Raw genomic sequence first — 13858 nt, 5'->3', positions numbered from 1 at the left:
GGGGGGGGGGGGCGGGTTGCCGGTGGTGGGGATGGTCGGGGGGTGTGGTTTCCGGACGGGGATGCCTGAAGCGGCGTCGTTGGCGGGCGGGGATTCGCGGGGGTTGCGCGGTTGCGGGGCGGGGATCGCGGGGTTGTCCGGTTGTCAGGTGGGAATCCGCGGGGTTGCCCGGTTGCCGGGTGGGATTCGCGGGGGTTGCGCCGTTGCCGGACGGGGTCGCTGGGGTTGCGCGGTTGCGGGACCGAGATCAGCGGGGTTGTCGGGTTGCCGGACGGAGATCGCGGAGGTCGCGGGGTTGGCTGGGCGGGGATTGCGCGGTTGCGGGGCGGGTATCGCGGGGGTTGCGTGGTTGGCGGGCGGGGTCAGCGAGGGTTGCGCGGTTGTCGGATGGGACATCCGCGGGGTTGCCTGTTTGCCGGGTGGGGATTCGCGGCGTTGTGCGGTTGCCGGATGGGATCGCTGGGGTTGCGCGGTTTCGGAGCGGGCGGCGCGTGGATCGGCTGGCTGCGGGGCGAGGGCCTGCGTGCCGAGGCGGCCGGGGAAGGTGGAGTCCGGCTCGTGGCCAGGCGGCGGCCGGGCTGATCACGGACGTGCCGGGAACGCGGCGGGGTTGGCTCCGTCGCCGGGCCGTCCGGTTCGGGCTGGCCGGGGTCGGCGTGCAGGGGGCTCGGGTCAGGTGCCGGGGTCGGGGTGGTGCCGCAGGGGCGGCACGGCGGGGTGGTTCGGGAAGGTGCGGATGAACGCCCGGGGACCGGATCCGCCGCGTGGGGAGGGCCGGATGTGACCAAGGTCTGTCCGATTCCGGCGGGGGCCGATCATCCCATGAGCGTATGATCGGGCCCGCGACCATCTGTGGGGGATCCGGTCCGTCGCCGGTGACGGGGCTACCGCTGTGACAGCAGTCAGTGACACACGGTGACCGCGCCGATGCACCGGATCGGGGTCCGGCCGAAAGGAGCTGCGCCTGATGACCGTTTCGGCCTCGCCGCGTCGGGCGGCCGGGCGGATGCGCTTGACCTGGGCGTTTCGCCGCAATCCGCTGGCCCGCCGGACCGATCGCCTGCACGGGATCGCCGGTCTCGTCTGCGTGCTGCTGGTGGTGCTCGCGGTGCCTGCGGCGGTGCTCGTCGCCTTCCGGATGCCCGGTTCTTCCGCTCCGGCCACGCCGCCGGACGTCGTCAAGACGACCGCGGTCGTCACCGGTTCGGCCCAATCCGTGCCGGTCATGATGACTCCGGGGATGGCCATGCCGGTCACCACCGTCCTCGTCGAGGCTCGCTGGACCGCGGCCGACGGCACCCGGCATTCGGGTCCGATCCAGGTCCCGGCGGGTACGAATGCCGGGGCGGCGCAGTCGATTTCGATCACCGGCACCGGGGAGTACCTGTCCGAGGTACCGGGGCAGGCCCGCGCGGCCGCGCTGCCGGTTGCGGCGTTCGTCGGGATGCTGGGATCCGTCATGCTGGTCTGCGGCCTGGCGTACCTGGGGATCGTCGCACTGCTCGAACGTCGGCGAGCGGCGGCGTGGGACCGCGCCTGGACAGCGTTGAACCGGCGCACCTAGGCAAGCCGCTGCAGGCGGGCGGACTTGATGCCCACGTGCAGTGCCAGGCGTTGTTCCCCGTCGGCGAGGTCGATGCCGGTGATCTGCTCGATCCGGCGCAGCCGGGGGTAGATGCTGGCCCGGTGCACGGAAAGGGCGTCGGCGACGGCGCGGACGTCGCCTGCGCGGTCGAGGAACAGTTCGGCCGTCGCGAAGAGCCCGGCTTCCCGCAGCCGGTGCGCCATCGTGTCGAGCGGGCTGGGGAGCCGGTCGGACGGGAGATCGGCGAGCAGGCCGTACACGCCGAGCTTGCCGAACTCCGCCACCGGCCGGAAAGACGGGACCGCGTGGGCGACCTGCGCCGCCTGCAGTGCACCCCGATACGACCGGAGCATGTCGGCGAGAGCGGGGGCGGCCGGTCCGACGCCGACGACGCTGTCTTCCTTCCCGAGCAGCCGGGTTGCCGTGCGGTGCACCGAAAACGGGAGCTCCGGGCAGTGCCGCAGGGCCGTTTCGGTGGTGACGAGCACGCCGTGGCCGGGGCGCACCATCCGGAGGCATTCGCGGGCGGGCAACGAGTGTGCAGCCCGGTCCAGGGTGACCGACAGCGCCAGCCGTTCGTCCTCGTCGAGGTCTGCGCTGCCGGTGCGGACGACCAGGCAGACGGCGGACCCGCGCGCGGCGAACAGGCCACTCTCGGTCAAGGAGGCGGCAGCTGACTGGCGGGTTGCGGGCTCGTCGGACACCAGGTCGCGGATCAGTTCGCCGGTGCGCGTGCTCTCCAGTTCGGCGGAAATCCGTTCGCGGAACAGGATTTCCCCGGCCTGCCCGGCAAACGACGCGGCGACGGCCAGTTCGGCGTCCTCGATGGCCGGGCCGTGCTCGATGAGCCACAAGCATCCGAAGTGCATTCCCTGACAGCGCACCGGAATCGCGATCCGCGGCCGCGCGTGCAGGGCGGCGTTGGCCGGTAGCCGGACGGGATCGGTGGCCTTCGACAGGTGGTACCCGCGCAGCCAGGCGACGCCGTCCGGCGGGACGCCGCGGGTGAGGACCACGGCTTTGCGCAGGTCGTCGACGTCGGTGGGATGTGCGCTGTAGGCCAGCAGCCGGAACGCGACGTCGTCCACGGCGACCGGCCGCCGCAGCCGCTGGGCGAGTGCGTCGACGAGGTGCTGCAGTTCGTTGGTCATGGTCACCGCGCACTGGTGGAGGCGCCTCCGGCGAGGCCCCGGACCTAATAGACTACACCGTAGCGTATTGGCGGCCAAGAGGGTCAGCGGCGGAGGGCGACGGCCGCGGATTGCTGTGCGGCCAGTGCCGCGAGGTAGTACCACGCCATGATTGCGCGGAGCAGTTCGTCGACATTCGGGGCGCGGTACCGGAGGGTGTGCGCGTCGAGGCGGTCGGTGCCGGGCGCCGTTGCGGCGAAGTCGGCGCCGAGGGCGGACGCGAAGCCGACCTCGAGGTCCAGCGTCTCGGGGACCGGCCGGGCGGAAAGGCGAGATGCTTCGGCGGTCGCCGCACCCGTTGCGGCCTCGATTGCGGCACAAGCGGCCGCGGGGTGCAGGGAGTCCGTCGCCGACCAGCCGAGCGCCTGCTTGGTCTCGACGGTCCGGACTCCGGGGAACGCTTCGCGGGCGACCGCGCAGATCCGGTCGTCGCCGGTGAGCGCGCCGATCGGGACTCCGCGATCGGCCGCGTACAGCGCGTTGACCTCGGCCTCGGAAACCGGTTCGCCGTTGACCCGGACCTGGGTGAAGTTGGCCGAGAACGTATGCGACAGCACGCCGGGGGCGCCGGCCGCGGCGTGGTAGCCGACGAAGATCGCGACGGCGGCGTCCCGGCTGAGCCCTTGCGCCATGCAGGCCGGACGGGGTCCGCCGGTGACGATTCGCGCGCGCGGGTCGAGCTGGTCGGCCAGGAGGTTGTCCATGGTGCCGTGGCTGTCGCTGACTACGACCTCGGTTGCGCCGCCCGCGAAGGCACCGCGGATGGCCGCGTTCGCCTCGGCGGTCATCAACGACTGCGCCCGCGGATACCCGGAGCCGCCGCGCAGGATCTGGTCGAGCGTCGCGATTCCGGCGACCCCTTCGAGGTCGACCGAGAGATAAACGAGCACGGTGCCTTCCTTTCCGGGCAAGCGTTTCTGCCGACGTTAACGGCGCACGGATGCCTCCGCGGTCGACCGCAGTCGTGTTGCGGACGCCGGACACGTGACAGCTGTCGGCAGCGCGACGGGCCGGGGATGGCCGATGCTTTCTCCGGCACGGCGAAAATAGACTACGCTGTAGCGTATTCAGCCGTGCTTCCGGAGTCATGAGGAGTCATCGTGAGCCCAGCTCAGCCCGCGAACCCACGCCGCCGGGGACCGGCGCGCAGTTTCACCCGCGACCAGGTGGTCGGCGCGGCACTGGACGAGCTGCGGGACAGCGGCATCGACGCGGTGTCGTTCCGCAGCGTCTCGCGCCGGCTGGGCGTGAACCCGATGGCGCTCTACACGTATGTCGCCGACAAGGACGAGTTGCTCGCGGCGATGTTCGACCAGGTCTTCCGCGCGATCGGCGACACCCTCGCCGACGGAGCGCCGCGGCAGGTGCTCACCACGTACTTCACCGGTGCGTACCGGCTGATGGTCGAGTACGCGGACCTGTTCCGGCTCGTCCGGCCGACCGCGGCCGGGATGGACCGCGACCTCGCCGAGCGCGTCTACCGCATGCTCGCGGACCTCGGGGTGGCGCCGGAGCGGATCGCGGACGTCCACCTCGCTTTGCTCGAACTGACCATCGGCAGCGCCATCGCCGCGTCCGCGCGCCGGCCGGTGCTGGGGCTGCCGTCCGACGATCCGGAGCGCCCGCTGTTGTCCGCGGTGGTGCGCCGGGTCGGGGAACTGGATGTGGAAGAGCACTTCGGGCGCACCTTCGGACTGCTCCTGGATGCACTGGTGAATGGAGGCCGCGATGGCTGATTACGGCAGTTTCCTGTTTGGACTCCTCCAAGAGGACGAACAACGGGCGGCGCGGCTGCATCGCGAGTCCATCGTGATCGATATGACGTACCAGGGTCCGTGTTCCCCGGACGTGTGGACCGAGCAGCTGCGCGCCGAGCTCCCGGAATCGGCGGACTACGGCACCGCCGCGACCTTCCTGCTGGAGAAGGCAATGCGCGGCGAGTTCGAGGAGTACCACGAACTTTTCGACGCTTCCGGCGCGACGACCGGGCTCACCGGGTGCGTGCTCGAGACCGCGCAGGGTGTCCTCGATGCCGGGGTGGAAACGGCGAGGATGATCGCCGCGTTCGAGTGGCTGCGACCGGCCCGGCGCGCGGCGGACATCCGTGCGGCGCATGCCGCCGGGGAGCACGCGCTGGTCGGCATGTGTCAGCTGAACCTGTTGCGCCCCAGTGACATCGATCTTCTCGACGCGGCTGCCGCACTGGGGGTGGCGCACACGGTCGATTGTGCATACAACACTGCGACCGTCATCGGTGCCGGGTGTACCGAGAAGAACGATCCCGGCTTGAGTGCGTTTGGACAGTCCTTTGTGGACCGGTGTAACAAGCTCGGGGTCATTGTGGACACCGCACATTCCGGTCCGCGGACCACAATGGACGCTTGTGCCCGGTCGGCGTTGCCGGTGGTTGCCACGCACACCTCGGCCGCGGCGCTGTACGAATGTGATCGGGCGAAGAGTGACGAGGAATTGCAGGCCATTGCGGCCACCGGGGGCGTAATCGGGGTGGTCGCAGTTCCGTTTTTCCTGACCGACGTCGCGGCCGGGCCGAAACCGACGATCGAGCTCACCCTCGACCACATCGACTACCTCGTCCGGCTGGTCGGGGCCGAGCACGTCGGCCTCGGCACGGACTGGCCGCTCGCGCTTCCGGCCGACGTCCTGGAGCGGACGTTCCTGCCGATGGCGTTGTCCACCATGGGTTTCCGGCCGGAGCACCAGCTCGACGTCGCGGCAACGCTCGACGGGTTCCGCGACTACCGCGATCTCGTGAACATCACCCGCGGGCTCGTCGCCCGCGGCTACGCCGACCGGCAGATCGAACAGATCCTCGGCGGCAATTTCCTGCGCGTTTTCGAAGAGGTTGTCGGCTGAGCGACACAAAGGAGTGCCCGCAATGATCACTGCACAAGAACTGCAGGACCGGCTCGACCGGCTTGCGAAAGAGCACCACGTCACCGGCGCGGCGGCGGCCGTCGCGGTGGGCGAAGACGTCGTGACCGTCCACACGGGATGCGCCAACACCGCCACCGCGATGCCGGTGCGGTACGACACCTTGTTCGCCGCCGGGTCCGTCACCAAGGTCTTCACCGCTTCGCTCGTGATGACGCTGGTGGACGACGGGCTGGTCGAACTCGACGCTCCCGTGCAGCGGTACCTGCCCGAGTTCCGGCTGGCGGACGAGGCGGCCTCGGCCCGGATCACGGTGCGGATGCTGCTCAACCACACCGCGGGCATCCCCGGGCACTGCATGTTCAACCTGCCGCGGAGCCCGGAAGTCGTGGCACAGCATCTGGACCTGCTGCGCGACCATCCGTTCACGTCCCCGCCCGGCAAGTTCTGGTCGTACTCGAACGGCGGGATGGTGGTGGCGGGCCGCCTTGCCGAGGTCACCACCGGCCGGACGTGGGACGACGCGCTCGCCGAGCGGATCCTGCGCCCGCTCGGCGCACGCGGTACCACTTTCCCGGAAGAGATGATCCTCGGCTCGACGGCGGTGGGACACCTGGTCAGCGCGTCGGGGGAGGTCACGCGCGTTCCGCGGCTGCTGGTCGACTCCGGCAATGGCCCGGCGGGCGCGACGCTGTTCTGCGACATCGACGCCATGATCGCGTTCGGGCAAATGCACCTGCGGGACGGCCGGGCCGCCGACGGTACCCCGGTGCTCAGCCCGGAGTCGGCCGCGTTGATGCAGACGCCGTCCCTCGATCCGCACTGGGGGCTGCCCTTCGACAACTGGGGTCTGGGCTGGTACCTCCGCGGCACCGGCGCCGCGCGCACACTGGGTCACACGGGCGGAAACACCGGTGCGCACTCGATTCTGACGATCGCCCCGGAACACGGCTGCGCGGTTGCGGTGTTGACCAACAGCAGCAGCGGCGCGGTGCTCAACTCCCTGTTGACCGAGGAGCTTTTCCAAGACCTGTACGGCATTTCGGCTGCTCCGGTGATGGAAACGCCGGGCGACCCGGTGCCGGTGGACCTCGATCGCTACGCCGGAACATACGAGGCGGAAGGCGGCACGGTCACCGTCACAGTGCGCGGCGACCGGCTGGAAGTGGCGCAGCACATGGAAGACAGCCTCGCCGAACACCTCAACCTCATCATGCCCGGCGTGGTCCCGATGCCGCCGATGACGGTGACGCCGTGCGCGTCCGAAGGCCGGTTCCTCAGCGACGCCGGGGCGCCGGTCAGCTTCGTCGAGGATGCTTCCTACGTCTACGTCGGCCGGATCTTCCGGCGCGTGCCCGCGGCGTGATGCGCACCCTCGACGAGTACGACGTCGACGTCCGGTTCGACGAAGGCGTCACCGCCGCCGACGGGACCCGGTTGTCGGTGAACCTGTTCCGGCCCAACGGGAATCCGTCGACGGCCACCGTGATCATCTGGACCCCGCTTGGCAACGGCCGTTCGACCACCCTCGGCCCGAGTCCGGTTCCGTCGCTGGGGTCGCCGCGGCACTGCCGTCGACTTGCTGCGGCAGCTGATGCAACCGTGGTGTCGGTGGATCTTCGCGGCCGCGGCGATTCCGACGGAGACTTCGTGCCGTTCGTCCACGAGCAGGCCGATGCGGATGCCGTCGTGACCGCGCTCGCCGGGCATCCGTGGTGCACCGGGCCGATCGTGGTGATGGGACAGGGTTACGGGGCTGCTTGCGCGGTTGCCGCCGCCTGGAACGCGACCGGGTTGGTGTCGGCGGCGTTCCTGATCAGCCCGCCCGGCAGGCCTGGTGACGTGTTCCCGGGCCGCGACGGCGTCCGGCGAGCGGACCTGCTGGTCTGGCGGCACCTCATGGCCGGGCGGCATCCGCTGCCGACCCGCTTCACCGACTGGCGCGACCTGCTGACCCGGCCGTGGAAAGAGCAGGAATCCTTGCTCGGCCACGAAAACCTCGGGTGGACGGACTTCTCCGCCACCGGCCTGCCCGAGGTCACGGAGCTGCCGGTCCCCGCGACCATCCTGACCGGCTGGTGGGACCCGGCGTGCCGCCCGTCGTGGGAACTGGCGCGTCGCAGCCGTGCGGTCGAGCTGATCGTCGGCCCGTGGACGGCGTACGCGGCCCGGCATCCGGCGCAGCACGTCGGCGGGGTGGATTGGGGGCCGCGCAGTGTGGTCGACCCGCTCGAACTGCAGGTCGACCTGATCCGGCGCGCTCCCGGACAGAGCCGGATCTTCCTCACCGGGGACAACGCATGGCATCCCCATCCATCCGAAACAGCGACCTGGTCCCTCCATCCGTCGGCAGCGAGGGATGCGCGGACCACCGCGGGCGACGGACACCTCGCCGACACCCCGGGCACCGGCACAGCTGAGTTCACCAGCGACCTCACCGACCCGGTACCAGCGCAGCCCGGCATCGGCCCGGAGGCGCAGCTCGACCTCGCGTTTCTCGACGGCAGGCACGACGTGCTCGGCTACACCTCCGAGCCCGTCGCCGAGCCACGCCTGGTGATCGGCGAGCTGACCCTGGAACTGGACGCGGACAGCGATTCCCCCGCCGAAGCGCTGTGGGTGGCGTCGGTCGAGGACGTCTTTCCCGGTGGCGCGACGAGTCTGCACCTAGCGCTCGGCGTCGCCGCGATCCGGCCGGGCGCACGGAAAGCCGTGCTCCGGCTCGGTCCGATCGGGCACCGCTTCCGGCCCGGCCACCGGGTCCGGCTGCGGCTCGCCGGGACGGCCGCGCCGCTGTTCCGCCCGGTCGACCAAGCGCCCGCGCGGGAGCAGCGCCGCGTGCACCACGCGGGTACCGTGCTGCGGCTTCCGGAGGTCAGGCGATGAGCCGCCGGATCCTGTGGGCGAAGCGCATCCCCACCGGCGACGGCGACCTGGTCGCCGACGTCGTCTTCCCGCCCGGCCACGACGAAACGACCGGACCGCTGCCGACACTGGTCGCGCGGACCCCGTACGGACGTCAGAGTTTCCTCCACGACGTCTGGCTGCGGCTGGTCGATCGCGGGTATGTGCTGGTCACCTGCGATCTGCGCGGCCGCGGCGATTCCGACGGCCGGTTCACGCCCTGGCAGCGGGACACCGGCGACGGCGTCACGGTGATCGAATGGGCCGCCGCGCAACCGTGGTCGGACGGCCAGGTCGGCACGATCGGCGGCAGCTACGACGGGTTGACCCAGTGGTGGGCCGCGGCGGGCCGCCCGGAACCGTTGCGGTGCATGGTGCCGATGGCCGTCGGCGTCCGGGCGCGGCCGGGAGGACGGCCGTTCATGGACACCGGAATCCCTTGGCAGTACTGGATGTGGTGGTTTGCCTACACTGCCGGGCGCACGCTCCAGGACGTCACCGCTCCGGCGTGGGGACGGCACTGGGCGCACCGTCCGCTGCGCAGTTTCCACGAAGCCACCGGCTTTCCGAGCTCGGCTTGGCCGGACTACGTCGAGGGCCGCATCGACTGCCTCGGCTCGGGCTGGGCACTCAGCGACGAGGAACTCGCCGCCGTCGACGTGCCCGTGCTCGTCACCCTCGGCTGGTGGGACGACCTGACCACGCTGGAGACCTGGCAGGTCCTGCAGGCCGGACCGCACGCGGCGGACAAGCATCTGCTCGTCGGGGCGTGGGACCATGTCGGCAACATCGTGCCCCGGATGCGGCTCGGCGGCGAGGACGTGTCCGCCGGGACGCTCGACCCGCTCGGGGTCGCCGGGGATTTCCTCGACCGGCATCTCAAAGGCGGCACGGCCGAGCTGCCCCGCGCCCGGGTGTGGCACAGCGGGACGAACCACTGGGAAGACCTGGCCGGATACCCCGTCGCCAGCGGAGAGGCGGTGCTGCACCTCGGCGACACCGGCGTCCTGCGCGAGGAGGAGCCGGTGGACGGTTTCGACGAGTGGTGGCACAACGCGGCCGACCCGGTGGCGACGCTGACCCCGCTCGACAACTTCGCCTGGAGCGACCCGCCGCACGACCAGCGGTACCTCGAAGCCCGGCCGGATGTCTGCACGTACACCTCGGCGCCGCTGGCCGAGCCGCTGACGGTGAGTGGCCGGGTGCGGTTCGACCTGTCCGTGTCCGCCGATGCCGCCGACGCCGACGTCTTCGCCTGGGTCACCGACGTCCATCCCGACGGCCGTTCGATGCTCCCCGCCGGGTTCGAGATCGAGGGGCGGCGGCTGAGTGTCCGAAATGGACCGGACCCGGAGCCGCTCAGCGACGGGGAAATCGTGCGTGTCGGCGTCGACGCGCAATGGCTGCACCACACTTTCGCTGCCGGGCACCGCATTCGCATTCTCGTCAGTTCGGCGTTCTCGCCGACTTGCGCGCCGGTGACCGGTTCCGAAAAGCATTGGGCCGACGAGGAATACGGCCGCCCGTTCGCCATCCGGGTCCACTATGGACCCACGAACCCCAGCACCGTGCGCCTTCCGCGCCGGTGACCCCATTCATCCGGAGGTAGTCGATGTCGACGCCAGTGGATTCCGAACGAACTCGAACACCACGCATTGCCTCGATTGTGCTGCTGTGCGTTGTTGCGCTCACCTATTCGACGCTCGAAGGCATGGTCGCGCCGGCCTTGCCGATCCTGCAGCAGGCCGTCGGAGCGTCCCCGGCCGCTATTGCCTGGGTCTTCACCGGGCTACTGCTGTCCGGCACCGTTGCGGCGCCGCTGATCGGCCGCCTCGCCGACGTGTACGGGCCGAAACGGGTGCTGCTCGCAGTGCTCGGTCTGGTCGCGCTCGGGACCCTGCTCGCCGGGCTGGCGAATTCGATGGTGGTCCTTGCGCTCGGCCAAGCACTGCAGGGGTTCGGGCTGGGTTTCGTACCACTGTCGATTGCGATTCTGAGCGGATTGCGGCGAGGTTCGTCCGGCAAGGGCGACGTCGGGCTGATCATCGGGATGTCCGGGTTCGGCACCGTCGCCGGTGGCCTGCTCGCCGGGCCGTTGCTGACCGTGCTCCCGTACCGGTTCATCTACTGGATCCCGCTCGGCGTCCTGGTGCTCACCGCGGTGCTGGTGACCGTGGTGCTGCCCGCCACGGCCGCCAGCGCCGAACGACGGATCGACTGGGCGGGTGCGGTGCTGCTGTCCGGGGGACTGGTCGCCCTGCTGCTCGGGATCACGTTCGTGCCCACCGCGGGCTGGACCTCCGGCGCGGTCCTCGGCCTCCTCGCGGGCGCGGTGGTGCTGCTGACAGGCTTCTTCGCGGTCGAGCGGCGGACCGCGCAACCGCTGGTCGACCTGCGGGCCGGGGGCCGTTCGATGGTCGTCACGTACATCATCGGGTTCGCGACCGGCTGGGCGGCTTCGGCGACGTTCGTGCTGCTGCCGTTGATCGTGGCGGCTCCGGCTGCCTCCGGGTACGGCCTCGGCGCCGGCCCGCTCACTACCGGGACCTTGCTGACCGTCTTCGGGTTGCTCGGTGCGGCTTCGGCTCCGCTTGCGGCACCGCTGGAGCGGCTCCTCGGCGCACGGCTGCTGCTGGTGCTGTCGTGCCTCCCGCTGGTCGCGGCTCCACTCGTCCTGCTGTTCGGGCCACCCGGGTTCGGCAGGCTCGTGGTCGCCGCCGGGATGATCGGCTTCGGGTCCGGGCTGGGGTTCTCGCAGGCGATGAACGTGGTCGTGAGTGCAGTGCCGGTGGACCGTCTGGGCAGTGCGAGCAGCACGGTGTACGTCGTGCGCGGAGTCGGTAGCACGCTGGGTGCACAGGTGACCGGCAGCCTGCTCACGCTCACGATCCTGCCTGCACTCGGGGTTTCGGCGTGGAGCGGCTTCGTCGTCGCGCTGATCATCGCGGCCGTGGTCGCGATCGTGGCGACGCTCAGCGCCGGGAGCCTGCCGCGTGGTACGACCGAACCGGCGAGCACTGCCGGCCCGGTACAACAGTTCTTCGAGGAGCGGACATGAGGAAACCCCAGCGGGTCGTGATCGTCGGGGCCGGAGCGGTGGGCCTGTCCTGCGCTTGGTTCCTGCAGGAACACGGCGCGGACGTCGTCGTGCTCGACCGCTCCGGGGTCGGCGCGGGTGCGTCGTGGGGCAACGCCGGGTACGTCAGCCCGGCGATGGCGGCGCCGCTGCCGGAACCGGCCCTGTTGCGTGAGGGAATCCGCAGCCTGCTCACCCCGGGTTCGCCGGTCAGCGTGAGCGGACGGGTGTCCGCGTCGATGCTCGCTTTCCTGGCCGGGTTCACCCGCAACTCGACCGCGGCGCGGTGGCGGCGGGGGATGGCCGCGCTGGGACCGCTGGGCCGGGACAGCATTCCGGCGTTCGACGAGCTGGTCAGCGGCGGGGTCGCGGCCGAAGTGCGGGAAGGCACGTACCGCGTCGGGTTCGCGGCGGGCCACCATCCGGCCGGTCTCGAACACGAACTGGAGACCGCGCGCGAGGCAGGGCAGACCGTGCCGTTCCGGAGCACCTCGGGGCACGAGCCGCCGTTTTCGAGCCGGATCACGCAGATCGTGCACCTCGACGGCCAGCGGTTCGTCGCTCCGGGGCAGTTCGTGGACGCGCTCGCCGACTCGGTGACCAAACGGGGCGGCGAGATCGTCGAAGGTGCTCAGGTGCGTTCGATCGGGTTCGGTCAAGGGGGCTTGCAGGTCACCGGGACTCCGTATCGCGGCGACGCGGTGGTGCTCGCCACCGGCGCGTGGCTGCCGGAGCTGGCCCGGCCGCTCGGCGTGCGCACGCCGGTGCAGGCCGGGCGTGGTTACTCGTGCAGTGTGTCGTGGGACCGCCCCATCACGACGCCGATCTATCTCCCCGGGGTCCGCGTCGCCATTACCCCGTACGGAAATCGCGTGCGGGTCGCGGGCACGATGGAGATCGCGCACCGGGACGCGCCGTTCGACCGCGCCCGGCTCGACGCGGTTCTCCGGTCGGCCCGCCCGCTGGTCGAGGGTGCCGACTGGGACGACGTGCAGGAGCCGTGGGTGGGCGCCCGGCCGCTGACCCCGGACGGCCTGCCGCTGATCGGACCGGCGAAGATGGAGGGGGTCCACATCGCCGGTGGCCACGGGATGTGGGGCCTCACGCTCGGGCCGATCACCGGCAAACTCCTGGCGCAGCAGATCATGAGCGGCATTGCCGTCCCCGAGCTGGCGCCGTTCGACCCCCTGCGGTCGCGGTGAGGACTCCGGCATTACTCGTCGACGAGGCTGCCCTGCGGCACAACCTCGACACCATGTCGGCCGCCTTGCCGGGCGCTGCGCTGCGTCCGCATGTGAAGGCACACAAGTGCACGGCGATCGCGAAACGGCAGTACGCGAACGGGCACCGGTCGTTCACGTGCGCGACGCTGCGCGAGGTCGAGGTGATGGCCGACCACGGCCTCGGCGAGGATTTGCTGCTGGCCAACGAGGTACTCGACGCGCGGCGGCTCGACCGGCTCGTCGAGGCCGGTGCGCGGATCACGCTCGCTGTCGATTCGCCGGAAACGGTCGACGCCGCCGCGGCGAGCGCGGTACGGGAAGTCCTGATCGACGTACGGGTCGGGCTTGCGCGGTGCGGGGTCAAGCCTGATGCGGCAGGCAGTCTGGCGGACTTGGCCCGGTCACGCGGCTTGGCGGTACGCGGGGTGATGGGGTACGAGGGACAGCTGATGCTCGTCGCCGATCGGGACGAACGCCGGCGCGCTGTCGAGTCGGCAATGACCGGTCTGCTGGCGGCTGCGGCGGATGTCGGCGGCGAGCTGATCAGCGGCGGGGGAACGGGGACGTACGCGGACAACGTGTGGGTCACCGAGGTGCAGGCGGGCTCGTACGTGCTGATGGACACCGCGTACGCCGCACTGGGATTTCCGTTCCGGCAGGCGCTTTTCGTGCTGGGTACGGTGATTTCGGTTTCCCGGAAGTGGGCGGTGGCGGATGTGGGCCTGAAGGCGCTGGGGATGGACCACGGCCTCCCGGCGATCGACGGCGCGGAGGTGCTGTTCTGCAGTGACGAGCACGTCACGTTCACCCCGGCGGACGGGGCCGCGGTGGGGGACCGGGTGCTGGTGCAGCCTGCCCACGTGGACCCGACGGTGGCCCTGCATGAGCGGATGTACGTCGTCGACGGGGATGAGATACGGGAAACGTGGCCGGTGGACATGCGCGGCTGGTGATGCTCGCCGGGGTACCGCAACCGGTTCGGCGCGGT

At 70.8% G+C, this 13858-nt stretch carries 12 protein-coding genes; 10 read left to right on the top strand and 2 right to left on the bottom strand.

Annotated features, from left to right (window positions below):
• Nucleotides 1–450 precede the first annotated feature (450 nt).
• Nucleotides 451–582, top strand: coding sequence for a hypothetical protein (locus OO71_RS53045; RefSeq protein WP_281178539.1), 132 nt, complete (start codon nucleotides 451–453; stop codon nucleotides 580–582).
• A 385-nt stretch (nucleotides 583–967) separates the two neighbouring features.
• Nucleotides 968–1564 carry an Rv1733c family protein gene (locus OO71_RS48085; RefSeq protein WP_051793129.1) on the top strand — a complete coding sequence of 199 codons (597 nt, stop codon included), beginning with the start codon at nucleotides 968–970 and terminating at the stop codon, nucleotides 1562–1564.
• Here OO71_RS48085 and OO71_RS48080 read toward each other — a convergent pair.
• Nucleotides 1561–2736: a PucR family transcriptional regulator gene (locus OO71_RS48080; protein WP_051793127.1), complete on the bottom strand. Its 1176-nt coding sequence runs from the start codon at nucleotides 2734–2736 to the stop codon at nucleotides 1561–1563. The genes OO71_RS48085 and OO71_RS48080 overlap by 4 nt on opposite strands.
• Nucleotides 2737–2819: 83 nt before the next feature.
• Nucleotides 2820–3665, bottom strand: coding sequence for a M55 family metallopeptidase (locus OO71_RS43335; protein WP_033295909.1), 846 nt, complete (start codon nucleotides 3663–3665; stop codon nucleotides 2820–2822).
• Between the two features lie 210 nt (nucleotides 3666–3875).
• Here OO71_RS43335 and OO71_RS48075 point away from each other — a divergent pair, with 210 nt between their 5' ends.
• Genes OO71_RS48075 through OO71_RS43295 form a run of 8 tightly spaced genes read left to right on the top strand, consistent with a single transcriptional unit; the run spans nucleotide 3876 to nucleotide 13823 of the window.
• On the top strand, nucleotides 3876–4511 hold the full coding sequence (locus tag OO71_RS48075) for a TetR/AcrR family transcriptional regulator (RefSeq protein ID WP_051793125.1): 636 nt from the start codon (nucleotides 3876–3878) through the stop codon (nucleotides 4509–4511).
• On the top strand, nucleotides 4504–5649 hold the full coding sequence (locus OO71_RS48070) for a dipeptidase (RefSeq protein WP_162186184.1): 1146 nt from the start codon (nucleotides 4504–4506) through the stop codon (nucleotides 5647–5649). The genes OO71_RS48075 and OO71_RS48070 overlap by 8 nt, the downstream gene beginning before the upstream one ends.
• A 22-nt stretch (nucleotides 5650–5671) precedes the next feature.
• Nucleotides 5672–7033: a serine hydrolase gene (locus OO71_RS43320; RefSeq protein ID WP_051793120.1), complete on the top strand. Its 1362-nt coding sequence runs from the start codon at nucleotides 5672–5674 to the stop codon at nucleotides 7031–7033.
• A complete protein-coding gene (locus OO71_RS43315) occupies nucleotides 7033–8553 on the top strand; it encodes a CocE/NonD family hydrolase (RefSeq protein WP_033295908.1) in 1521 nt (506 codons plus the stop codon). The genes OO71_RS43320 and OO71_RS43315 overlap by 1 nt, the downstream gene beginning before the upstream one ends.
• Complete coding sequence (locus OO71_RS43310; protein WP_033295907.1) at nucleotides 8550–10160, top strand: CocE/NonD family hydrolase; 1611 nt, start codon at nucleotides 8550–8552, stop codon at nucleotides 10158–10160. The genes OO71_RS43315 and OO71_RS43310 overlap by 4 nt, the downstream gene beginning before the upstream one ends.
• A gap of 23 nt (nucleotides 10161–10183) precedes the next feature.
• Nucleotides 10184–11629, top strand: a complete 1446-nt coding sequence (locus OO71_RS43305) for an MFS transporter (RefSeq protein WP_084145718.1) — start codon at nucleotides 10184–10186, stop codon at nucleotides 11627–11629.
• On the top strand, nucleotides 11626–12849 hold the full coding sequence (locus OO71_RS43300) for an NAD(P)/FAD-dependent oxidoreductase (RefSeq protein WP_033295906.1): 1224 nt from the start codon (nucleotides 11626–11628) through the stop codon (nucleotides 12847–12849). Before OO71_RS43305 ends, OO71_RS43300 begins: the two co-directional genes overlap by 4 nt.
• Nucleotides 12846–13823: an alanine racemase gene (locus OO71_RS43295; protein WP_033295905.1), complete on the top strand. Its 978-nt coding sequence runs from the start codon at nucleotides 12846–12848 to the stop codon at nucleotides 13821–13823. Before OO71_RS43300 ends, OO71_RS43295 begins: the two co-directional genes overlap by 4 nt.
• The last annotated feature ends 35 nt before the right edge of the window (nucleotides 13824–13858 follow it).

Origin of the sequence: Amycolatopsis jejuensis, assembly GCF_000717335.1 — a bacterium.
Taxonomy (GTDB): domain Bacteria; phylum Actinomycetota; class Actinomycetes; order Mycobacteriales; family Pseudonocardiaceae; genus Amycolatopsis; species Amycolatopsis jejuensis.
This window is presented reverse-complemented; position numbering and strand designations above follow the sequence as displayed.

What these genes read in the sequence shown, in the direction of transcription:
- OO71_RS53045 (WP_281178539.1), top strand. Translation starts at nt 451, where the DNA reads ATGGGATCGCTGGGGTTGCGCGGTTTCGGAGCGGGCGGCGCGTGGATC.
- OO71_RS48085 (WP_051793129.1), top strand. Translation starts at nt 968, where the DNA reads ATGACCGTTTCGGCCTCGCCGCGTCGGGCGGCCGGGCGGATGCGCTTG.
- OO71_RS48080 (WP_051793127.1), bottom strand. Translation starts at nt 2,736, where the DNA reads ATGACCAACGAACTGCAGCACCTCGTCGACGCACTCGCCCAGCGGCTG.
- OO71_RS48070 (WP_162186184.1), top strand. Translation starts at nt 4,504, where the DNA reads ATGGCTGATTACGGCAGTTTCCTGTTTGGACTCCTCCAAGAGGACGAA.
- OO71_RS43320 (WP_051793120.1), top strand. Translation starts at nt 5,672, where the DNA reads ATGATCACTGCACAAGAACTGCAGGACCGGCTCGACCGGCTTGCGAAA.
- OO71_RS43315 (WP_033295908.1), top strand. Translation starts at nt 7,033, where the DNA reads ATGCGCACCCTCGACGAGTACGACGTCGACGTCCGGTTCGACGAAGGC.
- OO71_RS43310 (WP_033295907.1), top strand. Translation starts at nt 8,550, where the DNA reads ATGAGCCGCCGGATCCTGTGGGCGAAGCGCATCCCCACCGGCGACGGC.
- OO71_RS43305 (WP_084145718.1), top strand. Translation starts at nt 10,184, where the DNA reads ATGTCGACGCCAGTGGATTCCGAACGAACTCGAACACCACGCATTGCC.
- OO71_RS43300 (WP_033295906.1), top strand. Translation starts at nt 11,626, where the DNA reads ATGAGGAAACCCCAGCGGGTCGTGATCGTCGGGGCCGGAGCGGTGGGC.